Below are 21,326 nucleotides of genomic sequence, written 5' to 3'. Positions count from 1 at the left end.
GGTCGGAGAAATGAGCTTCCTGCTCCCCATGGGGATTCTTCTCGCCATTGGATTCAGCATCTACGCCGCGATCTCCACGTTTTCCGGATACGGAGCAACGGCGACCTCGCGACGCAAGAACCTGGAGAGAGTCCATCGTGCGTTCGACGGGAGTCCGGAAGTCAAGGTTCCGGTGCACGGCGCCGGGATGTCGGCCACGCAGACCGCATGGTTGGGTTATCAGTACGGGTATTCCGTGTCGCGTTACGAGACCCCGCGATATTCGCCTCGCCTCCTCGTCATGCGAAGGACCAACACCGCCGTCCCGCCGAACACGGGTGTCACACCGGTATGGAACACACCGCCCGTCGTGATCCCGGTGGAACAGATCCAGGAAGAACTCCGCCAAGCTCCCGATCCCGGCGCGCGGAGCTACCAATTCCAGGGCCTTCTGGTCTTCGGCATCGCAGCAGCGGTGGAGGCCGTCCGCAACTATTGCTCCGGGCACTCGTACGTCGTGCTCGCTGTCGCCTCGGTCCTCTTTCTGTCCGGCGCTGTGGTGCTCAAGTGGTACACGTGGCGCGCGAACCAACGCAGACGCACGGCGGACCCGCAGACCTCACGTCCCGGTCCCGCTGCTGACTCCCGGGCTCCCTCTCCCCCGGTCGCCAATCCCTATCCGGCCCCACCGCCCCCGGTCGCCAATCCCTATATGGCTCCTCCGCCACCGGGATACGGCCCGCCGTCAGGCAGCGCCCCGCCCGGTCCATGGCCGAGCACCGGACAACAGCCCCCGAAATCCCCGTGAACCCGGCGAACATGGTGAATTCAATGAGCGCGGTACAGATCACCTTCGAGATTTCCTCCGCCTTCCGGGAGACCACCCCCGGTCTGAACCCCGAACAAGCAAGCGCAGAGGTCGCCGCCCGGGCGGAAGCCCAGGGAGCGGTCCTGCCCGGTGGGCAGCTCGACGCGATCGCGGCGGAATACCAGAAGGTCTCGCAGCTGCTCGCGGAAACCGGTGTCCGTTACTCGGGCACCTGCTTCGGAACGTTCGACGACGACGGCGACCTGTCCATGGGCACGGTGACCATCGCGGTCCAGCCGCTCGCATATCAGGACACCGGGGTCGCGGTCGCCGGCATGACCAAGGTCCTGGCCGCCAAACACGGGACGAGCGCCGAGGTCAGCACCATCGGTCTGCCCTGCGGCCAGGCCACCCTGGTCCTTCGGCAGTCGCCCGAGCTGCGAATGCCCGCCGAATTCGCGGCCTCGGGGGAAGACATCCCGATCGACGTCGCGCAGTTGCAGGCGTTCATCCCCGTTCCGCAGAGCGCGGTCCCGGGGGCCCAGACGCTCGTTACGGTGACGTTCGGCACGCCCAGCACGGACCATTGGGCGGACTACTGCGAGCTGATGGTGCCGTTCCTCCAGAGCCTCCAGTTCACGCCGGAGGGTGCTCCCGTTCCGCAGCCCGCGTTCGGCTGAGCCGCCGTCCCGCGCCACTGCCTATCACCCTTGGTGAAGGGGACAAGCGCACGGCGGCCACGCGTGGGAGAGGCCGTAGAGGTCGAGGCGGTCGCTGGCGACGACGTGGATCTGGGCGCGTTCCTGGGTGACGACGCCGTCGCGGGTCGTCTTGTAGACGCGCAAGGTCATCAGGGAATGCCGGGATCGCGGGCCGGGCGATGTGTGGCCGGCGCTCAAATCCATGAAGGACGCTCCTGTAGTGCTTGGCGGGGAGTTGACGCTCCCGATAGTCGCGAGGGCGACTGCCGGGATCCGTCGTGGGATCCCCTCAACTTCCAGCGGATTGCTACGTTCCGTGTTCCCATCGTCACCCTGCGACGTAACCTTGGGAAGAGAGTGAGTGCTGATTCCTTCAGTCGTAAGCCGCCGGGAGGGGAAGTGGGGCCGTGCGCAGGGAGATTGATCCGGCGTCATCGATGGCCGCGTTGTTCGGGACGCGGCTGCGGAAGCTGCGGCTCGACGCCGGGCTGACGCAGACCGCGCTCGGCGCGGCGGTGAGCACGCACAGCACGCGCACCAATCAGGTCGAGCGGTGCACGGGCGCCAAGCCGACGCTGGAGCTGGCGCGGGCGCTGGACGGGGCGGTGGGCGCGGATGGATTGCTGGTGGACCTATGGCCGTACGTCTACCGGGAGACGTTCCCGGACTGGTCGCGGAAGTTCATGGCGCTGTCGGAACGGGCGGTGGTCATCCGGCAGTACATGCCGGCTGTCGTGCCGGGCCTGCTTCAGACCAAGGAGTATGCGCGGGATCTGCTGAGCCTCGACCGCACACTCGTCTCCGACGAACAGCTGGAGGAACGGGTGGCCGCCCGGCTCGGGCGGCAGGCCCGGCTTGAGCAGTCCGACGGCCCTGAACTGTCCGTGGTTCTCGACGAGGCCGTGCTGGTGCGGCCCGTCGGCAAAGCGGCCATCATGCGGGCGCAGTTCGCGCGCCTGCTGGAGGCCGCGGACAATCCCCGCATCACGGTGCAGGTGCTGCCCTTCAGCAGCGACAAGCACGAGGCAATGGGAGGGTCATTCACCGTACTGACCTCGGCGGACGGTTGCGATGCCGCATATCTCGAAAGCGCCGACTACGGCCAACTGACCGAGGAACCAGGGGAAGTGAAGGCGTACCGTGTGGCCTATGAACGGCTCGGGGTCCTGGCCCTGCCGCCGAATATGTCGCTCGACGTGATCCGATCCGCAATGGAAGGCACTTATCGTGGTGAGCGCGTCCCGTCCCGATCTGAGCGCCGCCGTCTGGCGCAAGTCCAGCTACAGCAATCAGGCCGGTGGCAACTGCGTAGAGGTAGCGGAAGGCTTTCCCGGCGTCGCGGCCTGGCGTAAGTCCACCTACAGCAATCAGGCGGGTGGCGACTGCGTCGAGGTGGCGGACGGCAGCGCCGGTCTGGTTCCCGTCCGTGACTCGAAGGCCCCGCAGCGCCCCGCTCTGGTCTTCCCCGGGGGCGCCTGGACCGCCTTCATACGCGCCCTGAAGGGCTGACGCCGCCGGCCTGCGCCCCGCAGGCAGGTGACAAAGCACCAGGCCCGGGAACAGATCGGTGTTCTCGGGCACTGTCATAGACATGAGTGAGAACAGCGCGTACAGGATCGAGCACGACTCGATGGGTGAGGTGCGGGTGCCCGCGCATGCCAAGTGGCGGGCGCAGACGCAGCGTGCCGTGGAGAACTTCCCGATCTCGGGGCAGCGGCTGGAGCGGGCGCATATCGAGGCGCTGGCGCGGATCAAGGGGGCGGCGGCGGTCGTCAACGCCGAGCTGGGGGTGCTGGGCAAGGAGATCGCGGGGGCGATCGCGGAGGCCGCCGCGGAGGTGGCCGAGGGGCGGTGGGACGAGGACTTCCCGATCGATGTGTTCCAGACCGGGTCCGGGACGTCGTCGAACATGAATGCCAACGAGGTCATCGCGACGCTCGCGACCGAGCGGCTGGGGAAGGACGTGCACCCCAACGACCACGTCAACGCCAGCCAGTCGTCGAACGACGTCTTCCCGTCGTCGATCCATATCGCGGCGACGTCGGCGGTGCTGAACGACCTGATTCCGGGGCTGGAGCATCTGGCGGCGGCGCTGGAGCGCAAGGCGGAGGAGTTCGCCGGGGTGGTGAAGTCGGGGCGGACGCATCTGATGGATGCGACGCCGGTGACGCTGGGGCAGGAGTTCGGGGGGTACGCCGCGCAGGTGCGGTACGGCGTGGAGCGGCTGCGGGCGTCGCTGCCGCGGCTGGCCGAACTCCCGCTGGGCGGCACGGCGGTGGGCACCGGTATCAACACGCCGCCGGGGTTCTCGGCCTCGGTGATCGCGGAGGTGGCGCGGACCACCGGGCTGCCGCTGACGGAGGCGCGCAATCACTTCGAGGCGCAGGGGGCGCGGGACGGGATCGTGGAGACCAGTGGTCAGTTGCGGACCATCGCGGTCGGGCTGACGAAGATCGCCAATGATCTGCGGTGGATGGCGTCGGGGCCGCGCACCGGGCTCGCGGAGATCAGTCTGCCGGATCTCCAGCCGGGGTCGTCGATCATGCCGGGGAAGGTCAATCCCGTCATTCCGGAGGCGGTGCTGATGGTCGCCGCGCAGGTCACCGGGAATGACGCGACGGTGGCGGCGGCCGGGGCGGCCGGCAACTTCGAGCTGAACGTGATGCTGCCGGTCATCGCGCGGAACGTGCTGGAGTCGATCCGGCTGATCGCGAACGTCTCGCGGCTGCTGGCGGACCGGACGGTGGACGGCATCACGGCGAACGCCGAACGGGCCCGGGAGTACGCCGAGTCGTCGCCGTCGGTGGTGACACCGCTGAACACGTACCTGGGGTACGAGGAGGCCGCGAAGGTGGCCAAGCGGTCGCTGGCGGAGCGGAAGACGATCCGGGAGGTGGTCATCGAGGGCGGCTATGTCGAGCGGGGACTGCTGACGGAGGAACAGCTCGACGAGGCGCTGGACGTGTTGCGGATGACCCGTCCGTAGCGGTGCCCGTGAGGGGTGCGTGACGGGTGCGTGACGGGTGCGAGCGCGACCGTCGACCCGTCCGTGGCCGCCGCCTTGGCCGCGTCCGTGACGGCCGTTCCGCCCGCGTCCGTGGCGTCCCCCATGCCCCGTCCGTGACGGTGCCGGTGCCCCGTCCGTAACCGCGGGTGCGGCCCATGTCACCACGCGCGTAACGCGCCGCGCCTAAGATCTGCTCATGACGGCGGACATGGTGGAGACGACGGAAGGCGATGCGGCCGGCAGGGGTGCGACGGCGGCCGGGGCGGGGCGACCCGCGGCGGGGCCGGGGCGCTGGGCACCGGGGGACCACATCCTGTGGCGCTACCGGGACAACGCCGAGGCCGGCCGGTTCCACATCTGTCGTCCGGTGACCGTCGTGCAGGACACCGAGGAGTTGCTCGCGGTGTGGATGGCGCCGGGCACCTCGTGCATCAAGCCGGCGCTCGCCGACGGAACGCCGGTGCACCGCGAGCCGCTGGCCACCCGTTACACCAAACCGCGGCGCACCGTCCGCGACCGGTGGTTCGGCAGCGGTGTGCTGAAGCTGGCCCGGCCGGGCGTCCCCTGGTCGGTGTGGCTGTTCTGGGAGCGCGGCTGGCACTTCAAGAACTGGTACGTCAATCTGGAGGAGCCGCGCCGCCGTTGGGCGGGCGGAATCGACTCACTCGATCATTTCCTGGACATCTGCGTCTATCCGGACCGGCATTGGGAGTGGCGGGACGAGGACGAGTTCGCCCAGGCGCGGCGGGACGGGCTGGTGACGGATGTGCAGGCAGACGCGGTCAGATGCGCCGGGCGCGCCGCGGTCGCACAGATCGCGGCGTGGGCCGGGCCGTTCTGTGACGGCTGGGAGAGCTGGCGGCCCGATCCGGCCTGGGGCGTTCCGGAGCTGCCGGAGAACTGGGACCGGCCACCCGATCGTTTGCGCTCGTGAGGCAGCAAACGGGAAAAGAAGAGATTGAAGCGAGTGAAGGGGGCGAACGGTGGAAAGGTGCGCCTATGGGCAAAGCTGTTTCCCGCCCCGCGAGAAGCGGTACCCAGCCCCCTTGCTGCGCCCTGGGTCCGCAAACGTAGGATCGTCCTCCGCAGGACTGCACAGGCGCAACTCCAGAACGGGAAAACGAACTTGACCGCGGTCGCAGGAGGGGCGAGGTCGTGAGCGCGACAAGCTACGACGCGTACGAGGGTCTGAATCGGTTAGCACTGGACCGAGCCGGGCAGGCCGAGGCGTTCGACGCGATCGGCGACGAATACGAAGCGGCCTTTCCACACAAGGAAGGACAGATCGCCTCCGGCGACTGGCTGGCCGGCGCGCTGCCCGCCGGATCGCGGATCCTGGACGCGGGCTGCGGTACGGGCCTGCCGACCGCCCGTCAACTGTCCGACGCCGGCCACCGGGTCGTGGGAATCGACCTCTCCCCCACCATGGTCAAACTGGCCCGGGACAACGCCCCGGGCGCCGAATTCCACCGGCTGGACATCGCCGATCTGCGTGCCGGCCGGCTCGGCGGGACCGGTTCCTTCGACGGAATCGCCGCCTATTTCTCGCTCTTGATGATGCCTCGTGCGGAAATCCCTTACGCGCTGGGCCTGCTGCATGATCTGCTGCGACCCGACGGGCTGCTGGCCCTGGCAATGGTCGAGGCGGATGTCGACGACTTCACCATTCCGTTCCTGGGCAAGTCGATCCGGGTATCGGGATACCTGCGGGACGACCTGCGCCGGGTCGTGCGCGACGCGGGATTCGATGTCGTCGGGGAGGACTCGTATGCGTATGCCCCGGCGAGTACGGACGTACCACCGGAAATCCAGCTCTTTATGCACCTGCGACGCGCTTGACCCGCACCGCGTCAGGCGCGCCCGCCCCAGCGGCGCGCCGGGAACGCGGCGCGTAGGCGCCAGCCCCGGACGGATGGAATCCCACGCGTGACGGAGCATCCCACCTCCCACGAATCGCGGCGGTCGGCCCCGACCGCCGCGCCCTCGGCGTCCCCTTCCTCGGGGACGGCCGGGACGGCGCCGCCCGGCGGCGTACCGGACCCGCGCAGCGCCCTGCAGCAGCCCGCCGCCACCGGGTTCGTCCCGGTGCCGGGGACGGGCTTCGCGGTGCGCGGCGGGAACGACATCGGCATCGGCGGTGACCGTCCCGTCACCGCCTCCGCGGGTCCGCCGGACGGGCAGGGAGCCACCCGGCGGGACGCGGAACCGGCCGCGGACCACGGCCCGGCCGGTGACGCCTCGCGGGCGTACGGCGATGCCCGCGACAGTTCTTACGGCGCGTCGTACGGGGGCTCGTACGGCGGGTCGTACGACTCGTACGGGGAGGTGGCCATGCCCGCTGACGGGCGGCCGGGAGGCGTGCCGGGCGACGACCCGGGGCACGGACAGCAGCGCCCGCGGCCGGACGGCGAGGGGGCGCAGGCCGCCGGGGCGCAGGGGCCGCCACAGGGGCCGCCGACGGTGCCGCCGGCGCGCTCGGCGCATCCGGGCGAGAGCAGCGAGGTGGCCGCGGCCCGGCAGGCGAGCGGTGACCGGCTGCGGTTCATCGGGGCGGCGACCCGGCGGATCGCCCGCGGTATCGATCTGGACGAGATCGTGCTGGGGCTGTGCCGGGCGACGGTGCCGACGTTCGCCGACGCGATCCTGGTCTATCTGCGCGATCCGCTGCCGGTGGGCGACGAGCGGCCGACCGGTCCGGTGGTGCTGCGGCTGCGGCGTACCGACCGGATCCCGGAGGAACCGGACACCAACGGACTGCGGCTGCCGGTGCTGCCCGCACAGCCGGATCTGGGGCCCGCCATGGGCGGTACCGCGGCGGAGCTGTCGGAGGTGCGGCCGGGCGGGCCGCTGGCCGAGGTGCTGCGCGGGGTGCGCCCGCTGTTCGGTGAGGCGCAGGCGGCGCGCACCGCGCTGCCCGAGCTGCTGGGGCCGGACACCCGGCTGCCGGGCGGCCACCGGGTGATCCTGGCGCCGCTGCGCGGGCGCCGGCGGGTGATCGGCGCCGCGGTGTTCCTGCGCCGCCCGGACCGGCCGGCGTTCGAGCCGGACGATCTGCTGGTGGCGGCGCAGCTGGCGACGCACACCGCGCTGGGCGTGGACAAGGCGGTGCTCTACGGCCGGGAGGCGTACATCGCCGACGCGCTGCAGCGCACCATGCTGCCCGACTCGCTGCCGCAGCCGACCGGGGTCCGGCTCGCCAGCCGCTATCTGCCGGCCGCGGAGACCGCCCGGGTGGGTGGCGACTGGTACGACGCGATCCCGCTGCCGGGCAGCCGGGTGGCGCTGGTGGTCGGCGACGTCATGGGGCACTCGATGACCTCGGCGGCGATCATGGGCCAGCTGCGGACGACGGCGCAGACGCTGGCGGGGCTGGACCTGCCGCCGCAGGAGGTGCTGCACCATCTCGACGAGCAGGCCCAGCGGCTGGGCACGGACCGGATGGCGACCTGCCTGTACGCGGTGTACGACCCGGTGGCGCACCGGATCACCATCGCCAACGCCGGGCATCCGCCGCCGGTGATGCTGCACCGCGGCGGGCGCGCGGAGGTGCTGCGGGTGCCGTCCGGGGCGCCGATCGGGGTCGGCGGGGTGGACTTCGAGGCGGTGGAGCTGGACGCCCCGGCGGGCGCCACCCTCGTGCTCTACACCGACGGCCTGGTCGAGTCGCGGATCCGGGACGTGTGGACCGGTATCGAGCAGCTGCGGGAGCGGCTGGCCGAGACGGCCCGGCTGACCGGTCTCAATCCGCCGCCGCTGGAGCCGATGTGCGACGAGGTGCTGGACATGCTGGGGCCCGGCGACCGCGATGACGACATCGCGCTGCTGGCGGCCCGGTTCGACGGGATCGCGCCGAGCGATGTCGCGTACTGGTATCTGGACCCGAAGGCGCAGACGGCCGGGCAGGCGCGCCGGCTGGCCCGCCGGGCGCTGGCGCGCTGGGGCCTGGACGAGCTGACCGATCAGCTGGAGCTGCTGGTGAGCGAGGTGGTCACGAACGCGGTGCGGTACGCGGAGCGGCCGGTGACGCTGCGGCTGCTGCGGACGGACGTACTGCGCTGCGAGGTCGGCGACGACGTTCCGCAGCTGCCGCGGCTGCGCCAGGCCCGGCCGTCCGACGAGGGCGGGCGCGGGCTCTACCTGGTCAACCGGATGGCGCGGCGCTGGGGCGCGACCCGGCTGAGCATGGGCAAGGTCGTCTGGTTCGAGCTGTCGATGCCGCCGGGGGCGCCGCGCGGCTGACCTGAGCCGCCTCCCCGTGGGCAGGGACCCCGTCCGGACCGGGCGGGGTCCCCGGCGTTGCGGACCCTTTCGCCCTTGCCGACATGCCGCGGACGGCGTTGACTGCTTGGGTGGGACAAAAGGGGCTAAAGGGCCATTCGCCCCTGCTCCCCGCCCCACGGCCAGTCATCGAACGGGAGGCACTCCTCCAATGACCAGCACCGCCCAGAACGTCCCGCGCACGACGAGCAACACCGGCATCCCGGTGGAGAGCGACGAGCACTCGCTCACCGTGAGTCCGGACGGCCCCATCCTGCTCCATGACCACTACCTCATCGAGAAGATGGCCCAGTTCAACCGCGAACGGGTCCCCGAGCGGGTGGTGCACGCCAAGGGCAGCGGCGCGTACGGATTCTTCAAGGTCACCAACGACGTCAGCCAGTTCACCAAGGCCGATCTCTTCCAGCCCGGCAAGGAAACCGAGATGCTGGCCCGCTTCTCGACCGTGGCGGGCGAGCAGGGCTCCCCGGACACCTGGCGCGACCCGCGCGGCTTCGCCCTCAAGTTCTATACCGAGCACGGCAATTACGACCTGGTGGGCAACAACACGCCGATCTTCTTCGTACGGGACACGATCAAGTTCCAGGACTTCATCCGCTCGCAGAAGCGCCGCCCGGACAACGGGCTGCGCGACAACGACATGCAGTGGGACTTCTGGACGCTGTCGCCGGAGTCGGCCCACATGGTCACCTGGCTGATGGGCGACCGCGGCATCCCGAAGACCTACCGCCACATGAACGGCTACGGCTCGCACACCTACATGTGGATCAACGCCGGCGGCGAGAAGTTCTGGATCAAGTACCACTTCAAGACCGACCAGGGCATCGACTTCCTCACGCAGGAGGACGCGGACCGGCTCGCCGGCGAGGACGCGGACTGCCACCGGCGCGATCTGTACGAGGCGATCGACAGCGGGAACGCCCCGTCGTGGACGCTGTACGTGCAGGTCATGCCGTTCGAGGACGCCGTGGACTACCGGTTCAACCCGTTCGACCTGACCAAGGTGTGGCCGCACGGCGACTACCCGCTGATCGAGGTCGGCCGGATGACCCTCAACAGGAATCCGGAGGACTACTTCATCCACGTCGAGCAGGCCGCGTTCGAGCCGTCCAACATGGTGCCGGGCGTCGGCCCGTCCCCGGACAAGATGCTGCTCGGCCGGCTCTTCTCCTACCCGGACACCCACCGGTACCGGATCGGTCCGAACTACGCGCAGCTGCCGCCCAACCGGGCGCATGTGCCCGTCCACTCGTACGCCAAGGACGGCCCGATGCGCTTCGACCCGGCGCGCGCGGCCCGGCCGTACGCCCCGAACTCCTACGGCGGCCCGGCTGCCGACACCGCGAACTTCGGGGAGCCGGCGGGCTGGGAGACCAGCGGCGAGATGGTGCGGCACGCGTACACCCTGCGGAGCGACGACGACGACTTCGGGCAGCCGGGGACGATGGTCCGCAGCGTGCTGGACGACGCGGCCCGGGAGCGGCTGGTCGGCAATGTCGCCGGGCATCTGCGGAACGGGGTGAGCCGTCCGGTGCTGGACCGGGCGCTCCAGTACTGGCGCAACATCGACAAGAACCTGGGCGACCGGATCGCCGCCAAGGTCAACGGCGGCTGAGCCCCCCGCACGGCACCGCGGCCCCCTCCCGGACGGGTGGGGGCCGCGGTGTGCCGCGACGGGGCGGGCGTCAGCCGCCGAAGTTGTTCGGCACCGGGTTGCCGCCGTTGTTCCCGTTGGCGCCGCCCGGTGTCCCGTTCCCGCCGGTGCCGTTGGCGCCGCCGATCCCGTGGGACCCACCGGTGCCGTTGGTACCGCCGTTGGGCGGGCCGGAGGAGCCGCCGGTGGACGGCGACGGGCGGCCCGACGGGCGGCCGGACTCGCTGCTCGACGGGGAGCCGGACGGCGACGGGGTGCCGGACGGGGTGTGGCTGGGCGTCGGGCTCGGCGTCGCCGAGGGGACGCGGCTGGGCGTCGGCGTGGGCGTCGCGGGCACCCCGGCACCGAGGTCCGTCTCCAGCTCGAACTCGCCGCCGGTGCCGTCGCCCAGCGCGCTTTGCGTGTAGTCGGCCCACACCCGCGCCGGGTAGCCGCCGCCGTTGACCCGGCCGCCGCCTCCGGTGCCCTTCAGGGAGACCTGGGCGCCTCCGGACGGGGCCTCGCCGAACATGCCGACCGCGGTGACCAGCTTGGGCGTGTAGCCCACGAACCAGGCCGACTTGTTGTCGTCGGAGGTACCGGTCTTGCCCGCCGCCTTGTAGGAGGTGTTCTTCACGGCGTCCGCGGCGGTGCCGTCGTTGACCACGCCCGTCAGTACGGAGGTGACGGTGTCGGCCGTCCTGCGGGACAGGACCCGATCGCCGATCGGGTTCTTCAGCTGGACGCTCTTGTCGGTGCCGTTCGTGCTGTGCACCGCCTTCATCACCAGGGTCGGGGTGACCTTCGTGCCGTGGTTGTCGAGGGTCGCGTACGCGCCGGCCATCTGGAGCGGGCTGGCGCCCATGGTGCCCAGGGTCATGGCCGGCTTGACGTCCATCCTGGCGCCGTTCAGGCCCAGACTGGACGCGGTCTGCTTGACCTTGTCCAGGCCGACGTCGGCGCCCATCTGCGCGAAGACCGCGTTGACGGAGTTGTTGGTGGCCGTCTGGACGGTGATCTTCCCGTAGTCGTGCTCGTCCTCGTTGGGCGGCGCGAAGGGGATGGTGCCGCCGACGACCGGACGGCGGTTGTGGCCGTCGTAGACGGTGTTCGGGGTGATCGGGACGCCGCTCTGGGTCTGTGCGTGGTTCTCCATCGCGGACGCCAGGATCAGCGGCTTGAAGGTGGAGGCCGCCTGGTAGTCCTCGCGGGTCGCGTTGTCGGTGTAGTGCTTCGGGTAGCCGGCGCCGCCGTACATCGCGACGACGTAACCGGTATTCGGGTCCACCGAGGTGGCGCCGAGCTGCGCGTCCGCGTCGACCGAGCGCTTCTTGGGGTCGAGGTCATCGGTCAGCTTGCGCCTGACCGCCTGCTCCAACGCCTTCTGCTTGTCCTTCTCGATGCCGAGGGTGACGGTCCAGCCGCCGGCCTCGAACTCGGTCTCGTCGACGCCCTGGGCGAAGAGCTCCTTCTTGGCCTCGGCGACGAGGTAGCTGGTCTGGCCGCTCAGGCCGGGCAGCGGCTTGGGCGGCTCGGGAATCTCGAACTTCTGCTTGGCGCGGTCCCCGGGCGACAGCCACTTCATCTCGACCATGTTGTTGAGCGTGTACGCCCAGCGCTCCTTGACCCGCTCCTTGCCGGCGTCGGTCGCGGTGGCCCAGTCGTACTGGCTCGGCGCCTGGAGCAGCGAGGCGAGGTAGGCGCCCTGGGAGACGGTGAGCTTGTCGACGTCCACGCCGTAGTACGCCTGCGCGGCGGCCTGGATGCCGTAGGCGCCGCGGCCGTAGTAGCTGGTGTTGATGTAGCCGGCGAGGATGTCGTCCTTGGAGTACTTCTGGTCCACCTTGAGGGAGATGACGATCTCCTGGAGCTTGCGGGAGACCGTCTGTTCCTGGCTCAGGTAGTAGTTCTTGACGTACTGCTGGGTGATCGTCGAGCCACCCTGCTTGCCCCGGCCCCGGAGGGTGTTCAGGACGCCGCGGAGGGTGCCCTTCAGGTCGACGCCGGAGTCCTGGTAGAAGGTCTTGTTCTCGGCGGCGACGAAGGTGTGCTGGACGTCCTTCGGTATCCGGCTGAGCGGGACGGTCTCGCGGTTGACCGCGCCGGCCCGCGCCATGACCGAGCCGTCCGCGTACTTGAAGACATTGCTCTGGAGGTGGGCCTGCTTGTTGCCGGCCGGTATGTCCACGTACAGGTAGAGGCCGATGAAGCCGAGGATGCCCAGCAGGCAGGCGCCGAGGAACGTCCCGAGGATCTTCTTCCAGGTGAAGAACCGGCGTATGCCGGACCTCTTCTGCGTCGGTTTGCCCCGGCGGGCGCTCCCCTGCCGCGCCCGTCTCGCGTCCGCTCGGCCCATCGCTCCAGTAACTCCAGTCGTTCCGCCCCCGGATAACTCAGCTGTTGAAGCTAACACCGCATCTGTCAACAAATCCTCATCGATCAAGGCTTTTCCCGACGTGACATACAGCACGGGCCCGGAACGCAACCATCCGGGGACTGCGCGGTACGGGCCTGGACCGGGCCGGGCCAAGGCGTTAAAGTGATAGCACTTTGCTAGACCAGCGAAAGCATGCACTGCGGCGCACATCACGCGCCGTGCGGTGCGCCTTCCTTGAGAAACGGGGACCCCATGCCCGAACCGACACCCCTCTCCGCCGACTCCGCACCGGCCGGCCGGGCCGCCGCGGACACCGTCGACGCCCCCGAGATGCCGGCCCCGCAGGTCCGCGAGCGGACCGCGCACAGCATCCCCGGCGGCCTGGCCCTGCTGCTGACCGTCCTCGGCGTCGCCCTGGGGGTCGCGCTGATCGCCGTCGGCGGCGTCATCGGCAACGGCGGCAACAACGCCGTCGCCGTCCCGATGGTCATCGCCGGCGTCCTGCTGCTGGCGGGCTCGCTCTTCTGCATGACCGGCGTGAAGATGGTCGCGCCCGGCGAGGCCCGGGTGATCCAGCTCTTCGGCCGGTACGTCGGCACCATCCGCACCGACGGCCTGCGCTGGGTGAACCCGCTGACCACCGCCCGCCGGATCTCCACCCGGGTGCGCAACCACGAGACCGCGGTCCTCAAGGTCAACGACGCCTACGGCAACCCCATCGAGCTGGCCTCGATCGTGGTCTGGAAGGTCGAGGACACCGCGCAGGCGCTCTTCGAGGTCGACGACTTCCTGGAGTTCGTCGCCACCCAGACCGAGGCGGCCGTCCGGCACATCGCGATCGAGTACCCCTACGACGCCCACGACGAGGGCGGCCTCTCGCTGCGCGGCAACGCCGAGGAGATCACCGAGAAGCTGGCGCTGGAGCTGACCGCACGGGTGCAGGCCGCCGGCGTCCAGATCATCGAGACCCGCTTCAGCCACCTCGCCTACGCCCCCGAGATCGCCTCCGCGATGCTCCAGCGGCAGCAGGCCGGTGCGGTCGTCGCGGCCCGCCAGCAGATCGTCGAGGGCGCGGTCGGCATGGTCGAGTCGGCCCTGGAGCGGATCAACGAGCAGGGCATCGTCGAGCTCGACGAGGAGCGCAAGGCCGCCATGGTCAGCAATCTGATGGTGGTGCTGTGCGGCGACCGGGCCGCCCAGCCGGTCCTCAACACGGGCTCCCTGTACCAGTGAGCAAGGGATCCACAGGGGGAGCCGGCGCCGGCCCCGAACGGCCCGCCGGAAGCCGGCCGCAGCAGCGCAAGCAGGTGCTGCTGCGGCTGGACCCGCTGATCCACGACGCGCTCACCCGCTGGGCCAACGACGAACTGCGCAGCACCAACGCGCAGATCGAGTTTCTGCTCCGCAAGGCCCTGGCCGACGCGGGACGGCTGCCGCGGGGGGCCGGCGAGCCACCGCGGCGGGGGCGCCCGCCCAAGGCGCCGCGCCCGGAGGACGCAGCCACCGGGGAGTGACCGCGCGGGCGTCCGGACCGCACCCGCGTCCCGGACGCCCGGCCCGGACGCCCACGGCCAGGACGTGAGCCGGAAATCCTGTCTATACATCGTGCGTATACACCTCGTGTAGAGTGCGCGGCATGTCGCCACGACACCACCCCCTGCCCGCACTCCCGGAGGCCCGCGCATGACCCCGGACGGTTCCCTGCTCGAAGCCCGCGCGCTGCACAAGGCGTACGGGCCCACGCCCGCGCTCGACGGGGCGGACTTCTCGATCCGCGCCGGCGAGGTGGTCGCCGTCATGGGCCCCTCGGGCTCCGGCAAGTCCACGCTGCTGCACTGCCTCGCCGGGATCGTCCGCCCGGACTCCGGCACGGTGCGGTACGGCACCCACGTCCTGACCGAACTCGGCGACGCCCGGTGCAGCGCGCTGCGCCGTTCCGACTTCGGGTTCGTCTTCCAATTCGGCCAACTGGTACCGGAGTTGACCTGCCTGGAGAACGTCGCACTGCCGCTGCGACTGAACGGCACCAGGCGCAGGGACGCCGAACGGCAGGCCGCCGACTGGCTGGCACGCCTGGAGGTGGACGGCGTCGCGGCACACCGGCCCGGCGAGATCTCCGGCGGCCAGGGCCAGCGGGTCGCGGTCGCCCGCGCGCTGGCCCCGCACCCGCGGGTGGTCTTCGCCGACGAGCCGACCGGGGCGCTGGACTCGCTCAACGGCGAGCGGGTGATGGACCTGCTCACCGACGCGGCGCGGGCCACCGATGCGGCCGTCGTGCTGGTCACCCATGAGGCACGGGTCGCCGCGTACGCCGACCGGGAGGTCGTGGTGCGGGACGGGATCGCGCGGGAGATGGCGGGCAGAGCATGAGGACCCGGACGGCGACGATCATCGGGGGCGGGCCGCGCGGCTGGGCCCGGGACCTCGCGATGGGCATGCGCTTCGCCGTCGGCGGCGGGCGCGAGGGCTGGATCCGCACCCTGCTGACCACGCTCGGCGTGGGGCTGGGCGTGACGCTGCTGCTCGGCGCGGCGTCCATCCCGACCATGCTGGAGAGCCGGGCGCAGCGCAGCGACGCCCGGCTCCTGACCGATCCGCCGGAGACGGTGCACGGGTCGGCGGCGACCCTGGTCTCCGCGGACGCGGACACCAGCTTCCGGGGCGATCCGGTGCGCGGACGGCTGCTGCGCCCGGACGGTGCCGAGGCGCCCGTTCCGCCGGGGGTGAGCGCGCTGCCCGGACCGGGCGAGATGGTGGTCTCCCCGGCGCTGCGCGACCTCATCGGCTCGCCCGAGGGCCGACTGCTGCGGGAGCGGCTGCCCTACAAGGACGTCGGCACCATCGGCGAGCCCGGTCTGGTCGGCCCGCGCGAGCTGGCCTACTACGCGGGCAGTGCCACGCTGACCACGGAGAACGGGGGGCACCGGACCGCCGGGTTCGGCGCCCGCAGTGTGGCCGACCCACTGGACCCGCTGGTGCTGACGCTGTTGATCGTCGGCTGTGTGGTGCTGCTGATGCCGGTGGCCGTCTTCATCGCCACGGCGGTGCGGTTCGGCGGCGAGCGCCGCGACCGGCGGCTGGCCGCGCTCCGGCTGATCGGCGCCGATGTCCGGACGACCCGGCGGACGGCGGCCGGCGAGGCGCTCTTCGGGGCGCTGTGCGGGCTGCTGGTGGGGGCCGGGATCTTCCTGGCGGCCCGGCAGTTCGTCGGCGGCGCCACCGTCTGGAACATCAACGTCTTCCCGTCCGATGTGACGCCGGTTCCCGGGCTGGCGGCGCTGGTGCTGCTCGCCGTGCCGCTGTCCGCGGTCGCCGTCACGCTCTTCGCGCTGCGCCGGGTGAGCATCGAGCCGCTGGGTGTGGCCCGCAGCGGCTCGGGGCGCCGTCGGCGGCTGTGGTGGCGGCTGCCGCTCCCGGCGGTGGGGCTGGCGCTGCTGCTCCTCAACGGGAGGGTCGGCCGCGGTGGCGGCGGAGTCGATCCGTATCTGATCGCGGGCGGCGCGGCGCTGTTCCTGTTCGGGGTGGCACTGCTGCTGCCGTGGGCGGTGGACGCCGCGGTGGCGCGCGTCCGGGGCGGGCCGGTGCCCTGGCAGCTGGCGGTGCGGCGGCTCCAGCTCGGCGGTGACACCGCGGCCCGCACGGTCAGCGGGATCACCGTCGCGGTCGCCGGGGCGATCGCGCTCCAGCTGTTCTTCTCCGCGATCCAGGGCGACTTCACGAAGGTCACCGGCATGGACTCCGGCCGGGCGCAGATCCATACGTCGCTGCCGTCCCGCGACATCGGAACGATCCGGAAAATGATCAGCCGGTTCCGTTCGGCCGAGGGGGTCCGGCGCGTCATGGCGGCCATCGACGCCTCCGCCACGCGGCCCGGCCCGCTCCGCACCGGCGAGGAGTTCCGCCCGACCACACGGCTCACCGTCGGCGACTGCGCCACCCTGGGCGAACTGGCGCACACCGGCTCCTGCAAGGACGGCGATGTCTTCATCGTCAAGGACAGCACCGGTGCGGTCGACGGCGACTACATCACCGAGACCGCGCGGCCCGGCGCCACGGTGGACTTCGCCCGGGACGACGAGGCCGACGGCCGGCGGACCGGCCCCCGGCTGTGGACCATCCCGGCCGCCGCCCGCACGGTCGCCTCCCGTCCGGACGCCACCGGGCAGATGGCCTTCGGCATCTTCGCCACGCCGGGTGCGCTGGACCTGAAGCTGCTGGACCACCCGACCGCCCGCGCCATGATCCAGATCGACCGGCGGGTCCCGGACGCCGTCGAACACGTCCGGAACGCCGCCGCCCGGATCGACCCGCGCATGCGGGTCTCGCCGGTGCAGAACACGGAACGCGACAAGCAGTTCGCCAGTATCCAGAAGGGCCTGCGGACCGCGGCCCTCGCGACCCTGGCGCTGATCGCCGCCAGCATGCTGGTGACGACGCTGGAGCAGCTGCGCGAGCGCCGCCGGCTGTTGTCCGTCCTCGTCGCCTTCGGCACCCGGCGCGCCACGCTGGGCTGGTCGGTCCTGTGGCAGACCGCCGTCCCGGTGGCCCTGGGCCTGGGCCTGGCGCTGGCCGGCGGTGCCGGGCTCGGCCTGACGCTGCTCGGCATCGCCGGGAAGACCGCCTTCGACTGGTCGGTGGTCTGGCCGCTGGCCGCCGCCGGGGGTGCGCTGGTCCTGGTGGTGACGGTGCTCAGCCTCCCGCCGCTGTGGCGGATGATGCGGCCGGACGGCCTCCGGACGGAGTGAACGCGGGCGGTGCGGGGGGCGGTTGGCCGGAAAAGACCCGGCCACCGCCCCCCGCTGCCTCCGACCGGCACCTTCACCACCCGCCACCCCACCTATACACGGCACGTATACACCAGCGATACACCGCCGAGTAAGGTGGTCCGCATGTCAATCGGTCATACGCTGCTGGGCCTCCTGGAGTCCGGTCCCCGCCATGGCTACGACCTCAAGCGGGCCTTCGACGAGCACTTCGGACAGGACCGCCCGCTGCACTACGGGCAGGTCTACTCCACGATGTCCCGGCTGCTGAAGAACGGCCTGGTCGAGGTGGACGGCGTCGAGGCCGGGGCGGGTCCGGAGCGCAAGCGGTACGCCATCACGGACGCCGGGGTCACCGATGTCGCCCAATGGCTGGCCCGCCCGGAGAAGCCCGAGCCGTACCTCCAGTCGACGCTCTACACCAAGATCGTGCTGGCCCTGCTGACCGGCCGGGACGCCGCCGAACTCCTCGACACCCAGCGCACCGAGCATCTGCGGCTGATGCGCGGACTGACCGAGCGCAAGCGCTCCGGCGACCTCGCCGACCAGCTGATCTGCGACCATGCGCTGTTCCACCTCGAAGCCGATCTGCGCTGGCTGGAGCTGACCGCCGCCCGGCTGGACAAGCTGGCGGAGGCGGTCCGCCCATGACGCCCGAGGGTTCCCTGCTCGCGGCGGAGGGGCTGTCCAAGGCGTACGGGCCGACGCCCGCCCTGGACGGCGCGGACTTCTCCGTCCACCCCGGCGAGGTGGTCGCCGTCATGGGCCCCTCCGGCTCCGGCAAGTCGACGCTGCTGCACTGCCTCGCCGGCATCGTCCCGCCGGATCGCGGCACCGTCCGCTACGGCCCGCACACCCTGACCGAACTCAGCGACGCCCGGCGCAGCGCGCTGCGCCGCACCGACTTCGGCTTCGTCTTCCAATTCGGCCAGCTGGTACCGGAGTTGACCTGCCTGGAGAACGTCGCACTGCCGCTGCGGCTGAACGGCACCAGGCGCAGGGACGCCGAACGGCAGGCCCGCGACTGGCTGGAGCGGCTGGAGGTCGAGGGGGCGGCCGGGCAGCGGCCCGGTGAGATCTCCGGAGGCCAGGGCCAGAGGGTCGCGGTCGCCCGCGCGCTGGCCACCCGCCCCCGGGTGATCTTCGCCGACGAGCCGACCGGGGCGCTGGACTCGCTCAACGGCGAGCGGGTGCTGACCCTGCTGACCAACGCCGCCCGGGACACCAGCGCGGCCGTCGTGCTGGTCACCCACGAGGCGCGGGTCGCCGCGTACTCGGACCGCGAGATCGTCGTCCGCGACGGCCGGGTGAAGGACATGGCGGGCCGGATATGAGTCCGCTCCGCCCGGAGGCCGGCGGCGCCGGCGGACGGGGCACCTCCGCGGCCACCGCTCCCCCACCGCCCGCGGCCCCCGTTCTCCCGCCCGACCGCCGCCGGTCCGGCCCCCTCGACTGGGCCCGCGACCTCGCGATGGGGATGCGGTTCGCGGCCGGCGGCGGCCGGGAGGGCTGGATCCGTACCGCCCTGACGGCCGCCGGTGTCGCCCTGGGCGTGGCCGTGCTGCTGATCGGCGCGTCCGTGCCGACGCTGATGGACGCCTGGCACGGCCGGGAGAAGGCGCGCGAGAACCTCGGCCAGCGGCATCCGCCGAAGGCCGGCGACCGCACCGTGCTCTACGCCTCGGCGGACACCACGTTCCACGGCGCACAGATCCGCGGGCGGCTGATCCGCCCGGACGGCGCGCACCCGCCCGTACCGCCCGGCATCCGCCAACTCCCCGGCCCCGGACGGATGCTGGTCTCCCCGGCGCTGCACGAGCTGCTGGCCTCCCCCGAGGGCGCCCTGCTGCGCGAGCGCCTGCACTACACCACCGCCGGGCTGATCGGCGACGAGGGCCTCCAGGGCCCCCGGGAACTCACCTACGTCGCACAGAGCGGCACCCTGCGCGAACCGGACGGCTACCGCGTCGACCACTTCGGCAAGAACTGGGACCCGCAGCCGCTGCGGGCGCCCGCCGTGGTCCTGGTGATCATGACGTGTGTGGCGCTGATGACGCCGGTGATGGTCTTCATCGGCACCTCCGTACGCTTCGGCAACGAGCGCCGGGAACGCCGGCTGGCCGCCCTCCGGCTGGTCGGCGCCGACGTCCCCACCACCCGCCGGATCGCCTCCGGTGAGGCGCTGTTCGGCTCCCTGCTGGGGCTGCTGGGCGGTGGCGCGCTGTTCCTCGCGGTCCGGCAGCTGGCGTCGGTGATCACCCTCTGGGACATCAACGTCTTCCCCGCGGACGTCACCCCCGCCCCGCTGCCCGCCGCGCTGATCGTGCTGCTCGTCCCGGCGGCGGCGGTCCTGGTCACCCTGCTCGCGCAGCGCGGCATCACCGTCGAACCGCTCGGCATCGTGCGCCGCCGCCCGCCGGTCCGCCGCCGCCTGTGGTGGCGGCTGCTGCTGCCGTTCGCCGGCGTCCTGCTGCTGTTCCCGCTCGCCCGGGAACATCCCTGGAAGGACACCCCGCTCAACACCGTCCTGCTCGCCGCCGGTTCGACGCTCCTCCTCTTCGGTGTCACGGCGCTGCTGCCCTGGCTGGTCGACGCGGTCGTCGGCCGGCTGCGCGGCGGCCCGGTCCCCTGGCAACTGGCCGTCCGCCGCCTCCAGTTGAGCAGTAGCCCGGCCACCCGCGCGGTCAGCGGCATCACCGTCGCGGTGGCCGGCGCGATCGCGATCCACATGCTGATGACCGGCATGCAGGTGGGCTACCAGGCCGCGTACGCCAAGTCCGGGCGGATCCCCCAGATCGGCTTCTGGGGCAACGCCGTCAGCTGGCAGCAGACCCAGCAGGCGCTGACCGCACTGCGCGCCACCCCCGGGGTGACCGAGGCCCACGGCACCGTCATCGGCCGCATCGGCCGGCTGCCCGGCGCCGGCGTCGACACCAGCGGCGACATCCCGGCGACCGCCGCCCTCGGCAGCTGCGCCGAACTCGACCGGCTCGCCCACCTCCCCTCCTGCCGCGACGGCGACGTCTTCCTCGCCGCCCCCCCCCGCGAGACGAGCCGGGACATCGGCCTCGCACCCGGCGCCACCGTCGACCTCAACCCGGCGAGCGACTACGGCGAGCCGACCACGCCCCGGCCCTGGACGATCCCCCGGACCGCCCGCCCCGCCCGGCCCCGTGCGCTCTCCGACGCCCACCCCGTCGCCCACGACCTGCTGGTCACCCCGGCGGCCCTCGACGCCGACCGGCTCGGCAGTCCCGACCTGGAGCTACGGGTCGGCTTCGACCGGGCCACCCCCGACGCCGTCGAGCACATCCGCAACACCGCGGCCCGCATCAACCCGTTGATGTACGAGTCCTCCTCCGTCGACAACCCGCACGACAAGCAGTACGACGGCGTCCGCAACGCGCTCTTCCTCGGGGCGGTGATCACCCTGCTGCTGATCGGCGCGGGACTGATCATCTCCACCGTCGAGCAGCTCCACGAACGCCGCCGGCTGCTCTCCGCCCTCGACGCCCACGGCACCCGCCGCGCCACCCTCGGCTGGTCCGTCCTGTGGCAGACCGCGCTCCCGGTGGTCCTCGGCCTGGCCCTCGCCCTGGCCTGCGGCCTGACCCTGGGCACACTGCTGCTGGTCATCATCGGCAGCGGTGTCACCGTCGACTGGCCGGTGGTCGCCGGCATGGCCGGCATCGGCGCCGCGGTCATCCTCTTCGTCACGGCCCTGAGCCTCCCGCCGCTGTGGCGGATGATGCGCCCGGAGGGCCTGCGCACGGAGTGAGG

Annotated in this window: 18 protein-coding genes; 16 read left to right on the top strand and 2 right to left on the bottom strand. The window is 71.6% G+C overall.

The genetic code is table 11. The annotated features are described in order from the left end of the window. Positions 1 to 10: 10 nt before the first annotated feature. Together RZ84_RS39135 and RZ84_RS23010 are read left to right on the top strand one after the other, a co-directional pair. Positions 11 to 787, top strand: a complete 777-nt coding sequence (locus RZ84_RS39135) for a hypothetical protein (RefSeq protein ID WP_157878882.1) — start codon at positions 11 to 13, stop codon at positions 785 to 787. A gap of 23 nt (positions 788 to 810) precedes the next feature. Then, the gene (locus tag RZ84_RS23010; protein ID WP_043265884.1) at positions 811 to 1,467 is read left to right on the top strand and encodes a hypothetical protein; all 657 of its coding nucleotides are present in this window, start codon (positions 811 to 813) and stop codon (positions 1,465 to 1,467) included. Positions 1,468 to 1,491: 24 nt separating this feature from the next. On the opposite strand, the gene RZ84_RS23005 is transcribed toward RZ84_RS23010, so the two are convergent. After that, positions 1,492 to 1,638: a hypothetical protein gene (locus RZ84_RS23005; protein ID WP_241777817.1), complete on the bottom strand. Its 147-nt coding sequence runs from the start codon at positions 1,636 to 1,638 to the stop codon at positions 1,492 to 1,494. Positions 1,639 to 1,925: 287 nt separating this feature from the next. On the opposite strand from RZ84_RS23005, the gene RZ84_RS23000 reads away from it, so the two are divergent. From RZ84_RS23000 to RZ84_RS22975, 7 genes are all read left to right on the top strand, one after another. Continuing rightward, positions 1,926 to 2,840 carry a helix-turn-helix domain-containing protein gene (locus tag RZ84_RS23000; protein WP_043265882.1) on the top strand — a complete coding sequence of 305 codons (915 nt, stop codon included), beginning with the start codon at positions 1,926 to 1,928 and terminating at the stop codon, positions 2,838 to 2,840. Beyond that, entirely contained in the window at positions 2,740 to 2,997 is a 258-nt protein-coding gene (locus RZ84_RS35165; protein ID WP_052230536.1) for a DUF397 domain-containing protein, read from the top strand. The genes RZ84_RS23000 and RZ84_RS35165 overlap by 101 nt, the downstream gene beginning before the upstream one ends. Before the next feature lie 82 nt (positions 2,998 to 3,079). Then, a complete protein-coding gene (locus RZ84_RS22995) occupies positions 3,080 to 4,474 on the top strand; it encodes a class II fumarate hydratase (RefSeq protein WP_043265881.1) in 1,395 nt (464 codons plus the stop codon). Positions 4,475 to 4,703: 229 nt separating this feature from the next. After that, positions 4,704 to 5,429 carry a cytidylyl-2-hydroxypropylphosphonate hydrolase gene (locus tag RZ84_RS22990; RefSeq protein ID WP_043265880.1) on the top strand — a complete coding sequence of 242 codons (726 nt, stop codon included), beginning with the start codon at positions 4,704 to 4,706 and terminating at the stop codon, positions 5,427 to 5,429. Positions 5,430 to 5,650: 221 nt separating this feature from the next. Further along, positions 5,651 to 6,334 (top strand): class I SAM-dependent DNA methyltransferase, encoded by a 684-nt coding sequence (locus RZ84_RS22985; protein WP_043265879.1) that lies wholly within the window; start codon positions 5,651 to 5,653, stop codon positions 6,332 to 6,334. Between the two features lie 87 nt (positions 6,335 to 6,421). Beyond that, complete coding sequence (locus RZ84_RS22980) at positions 6,422 to 8,734, top strand: SpoIIE family protein phosphatase (RefSeq protein WP_043265878.1); 2,313 nt, start codon at positions 6,422 to 6,424, stop codon at positions 8,732 to 8,734. A gap of 190 nt (positions 8,735 to 8,924) precedes the next feature. Continuing rightward, positions 8,925 to 10,388, top strand: coding sequence for a catalase (locus tag RZ84_RS22975; protein ID WP_043265877.1), 1,464 nt, complete (start codon positions 8,925 to 8,927; stop codon positions 10,386 to 10,388). A gap of 70 nt (positions 10,389 to 10,458) precedes the next feature. Here the strand turns inward: RZ84_RS22975 and RZ84_RS22970 are convergent, their stop codons facing one another. Then, positions 10,459 to 12,762, bottom strand: a complete 2,304-nt coding sequence (locus tag RZ84_RS22970) for a transglycosylase domain-containing protein (protein ID WP_043265876.1) — start codon at positions 12,760 to 12,762, stop codon at positions 10,459 to 10,461. Positions 12,763 to 13,035: 273 nt separating this feature from the next. On the opposite strand from RZ84_RS22970, the gene RZ84_RS22965 reads away from it, so the two are divergent. From RZ84_RS22965 to RZ84_RS22935, 7 genes are all read left to right on the top strand, one after another. Continuing rightward, positions 13,036 to 14,016 carry an SPFH domain-containing protein gene (locus RZ84_RS22965; protein WP_043265875.1) on the top strand — a complete coding sequence of 327 codons (981 nt, stop codon included), beginning with the start codon at positions 13,036 to 13,038 and terminating at the stop codon, positions 14,014 to 14,016. Next, positions 14,013 to 14,297, top strand: a complete 285-nt coding sequence (locus tag RZ84_RS22960; RefSeq protein ID WP_043265874.1) for a type II toxin-antitoxin system antitoxin — start codon at positions 14,013 to 14,015, stop codon at positions 14,295 to 14,297. The genes RZ84_RS22965 and RZ84_RS22960 overlap by 4 nt, the downstream gene beginning before the upstream one ends. Positions 14,298 to 14,466: 169 nt before the next feature. Further along, positions 14,467 to 15,153: an ABC transporter ATP-binding protein gene (locus tag RZ84_RS22955; RefSeq protein WP_043265873.1), complete on the top strand. Its 687-nt coding sequence runs from the start codon at positions 14,467 to 14,469 to the stop codon at positions 15,151 to 15,153. Then, complete coding sequence (locus RZ84_RS22950; RefSeq protein ID WP_052230109.1) at positions 15,150 to 17,528, top strand: FtsX-like permease family protein; 2,379 nt, start codon at positions 15,150 to 15,152, stop codon at positions 17,526 to 17,528. Before RZ84_RS22955 ends, RZ84_RS22950 begins: the two co-directional genes overlap by 4 nt. Positions 17,529 to 17,672: 144 nt before the next feature. Beyond that, positions 17,673 to 18,197: a PadR family transcriptional regulator gene (locus RZ84_RS22945; protein ID WP_043265872.1), complete on the top strand. Its 525-nt coding sequence runs from the start codon at positions 17,673 to 17,675 to the stop codon at positions 18,195 to 18,197. Then, positions 18,194 to 18,880 (top strand): ABC transporter ATP-binding protein, encoded by a 687-nt coding sequence (locus RZ84_RS22940; protein WP_043265871.1) that lies wholly within the window; start codon positions 18,194 to 18,196, stop codon positions 18,878 to 18,880. Before RZ84_RS22945 ends, RZ84_RS22940 begins: the two co-directional genes overlap by 4 nt. Then, a complete protein-coding gene (locus RZ84_RS22935; protein WP_043265870.1) occupies positions 18,877 to 21,324 on the top strand; it encodes an ABC transporter permease in 2,448 nt (815 codons plus the stop codon). The genes RZ84_RS22940 and RZ84_RS22935 overlap by 4 nt, the downstream gene beginning before the upstream one ends. The last annotated feature ends 2 nt before the right edge of the window (positions 21,325 to 21,326 follow it).

This window comes from Streptomyces sp. CT34 (assembly GCF_000805335.1).
Lineage (GTDB): Bacteria > Actinomycetota > Actinomycetes > Streptomycetales > Streptomycetaceae > Streptomyces.
This window is presented reverse-complemented; position numbering and strand designations above follow the sequence as displayed.

Bases quoted from the DNA above. Each gene is read 5' to 3' on its own strand.
- RZ84_RS22940 (WP_043265871.1), top strand. From the start codon at position 18,194: ATGACGCCCGAGGGTTCCCTGCTCGCGGCGGAGGGGCTGTCCAAGGCG.
- RZ84_RS23000 (WP_043265882.1), top strand. From the start codon at position 1,926: ATGGCCGCGTTGTTCGGGACGCGGCTGCGGAAGCTGCGGCTCGACGCC.
- RZ84_RS23010 (WP_043265884.1), top strand. From the start codon at position 811: ATGAGCGCGGTACAGATCACCTTCGAGATTTCCTCCGCCTTCCGGGAG.
- RZ84_RS22950 (WP_052230109.1), top strand. From the start codon at position 15,150: ATGAGGACCCGGACGGCGACGATCATCGGGGGCGGGCCGCGCGGCTGG.
- RZ84_RS22965 (WP_043265875.1), top strand. From the start codon at position 13,036: ATGCCCGAACCGACACCCCTCTCCGCCGACTCCGCACCGGCCGGCCGG.
- RZ84_RS22990 (WP_043265880.1), top strand. From the start codon at position 4,704: ATGGTGGAGACGACGGAAGGCGATGCGGCCGGCAGGGGTGCGACGGCG.
- RZ84_RS22945 (WP_043265872.1), top strand. From the start codon at position 17,673: ATGTCAATCGGTCATACGCTGCTGGGCCTCCTGGAGTCCGGTCCCCGC.
- RZ84_RS22935 (WP_043265870.1), top strand. From the start codon at position 18,877: ATGAGTCCGCTCCGCCCGGAGGCCGGCGGCGCCGGCGGACGGGGCACC.
- RZ84_RS22975 (WP_043265877.1), top strand. From the start codon at position 8,925: ATGACCAGCACCGCCCAGAACGTCCCGCGCACGACGAGCAACACCGGC.
- RZ84_RS23005 (WP_241777817.1), bottom strand. From the start codon at position 1,638: ATGACCTTGCGCGTCTACAAGACGACCCGCGACGGCGTCGTCACCCAG.
- RZ84_RS22995 (WP_043265881.1), top strand. From the start codon at position 3,080: ATGAGTGAGAACAGCGCGTACAGGATCGAGCACGACTCGATGGGTGAG.
- RZ84_RS22955 (WP_043265873.1), top strand. From the start codon at position 14,467: ATGACCCCGGACGGTTCCCTGCTCGAAGCCCGCGCGCTGCACAAGGCG.
- RZ84_RS22970 (WP_043265876.1), bottom strand. From the start codon at position 12,762: ATGGGCCGAGCGGACGCGAGACGGGCGCGGCAGGGGAGCGCCCGCCGG.
- RZ84_RS39135 (WP_157878882.1), top strand. From the start codon at position 11: ATGAGCTTCCTGCTCCCCATGGGGATTCTTCTCGCCATTGGATTCAGC.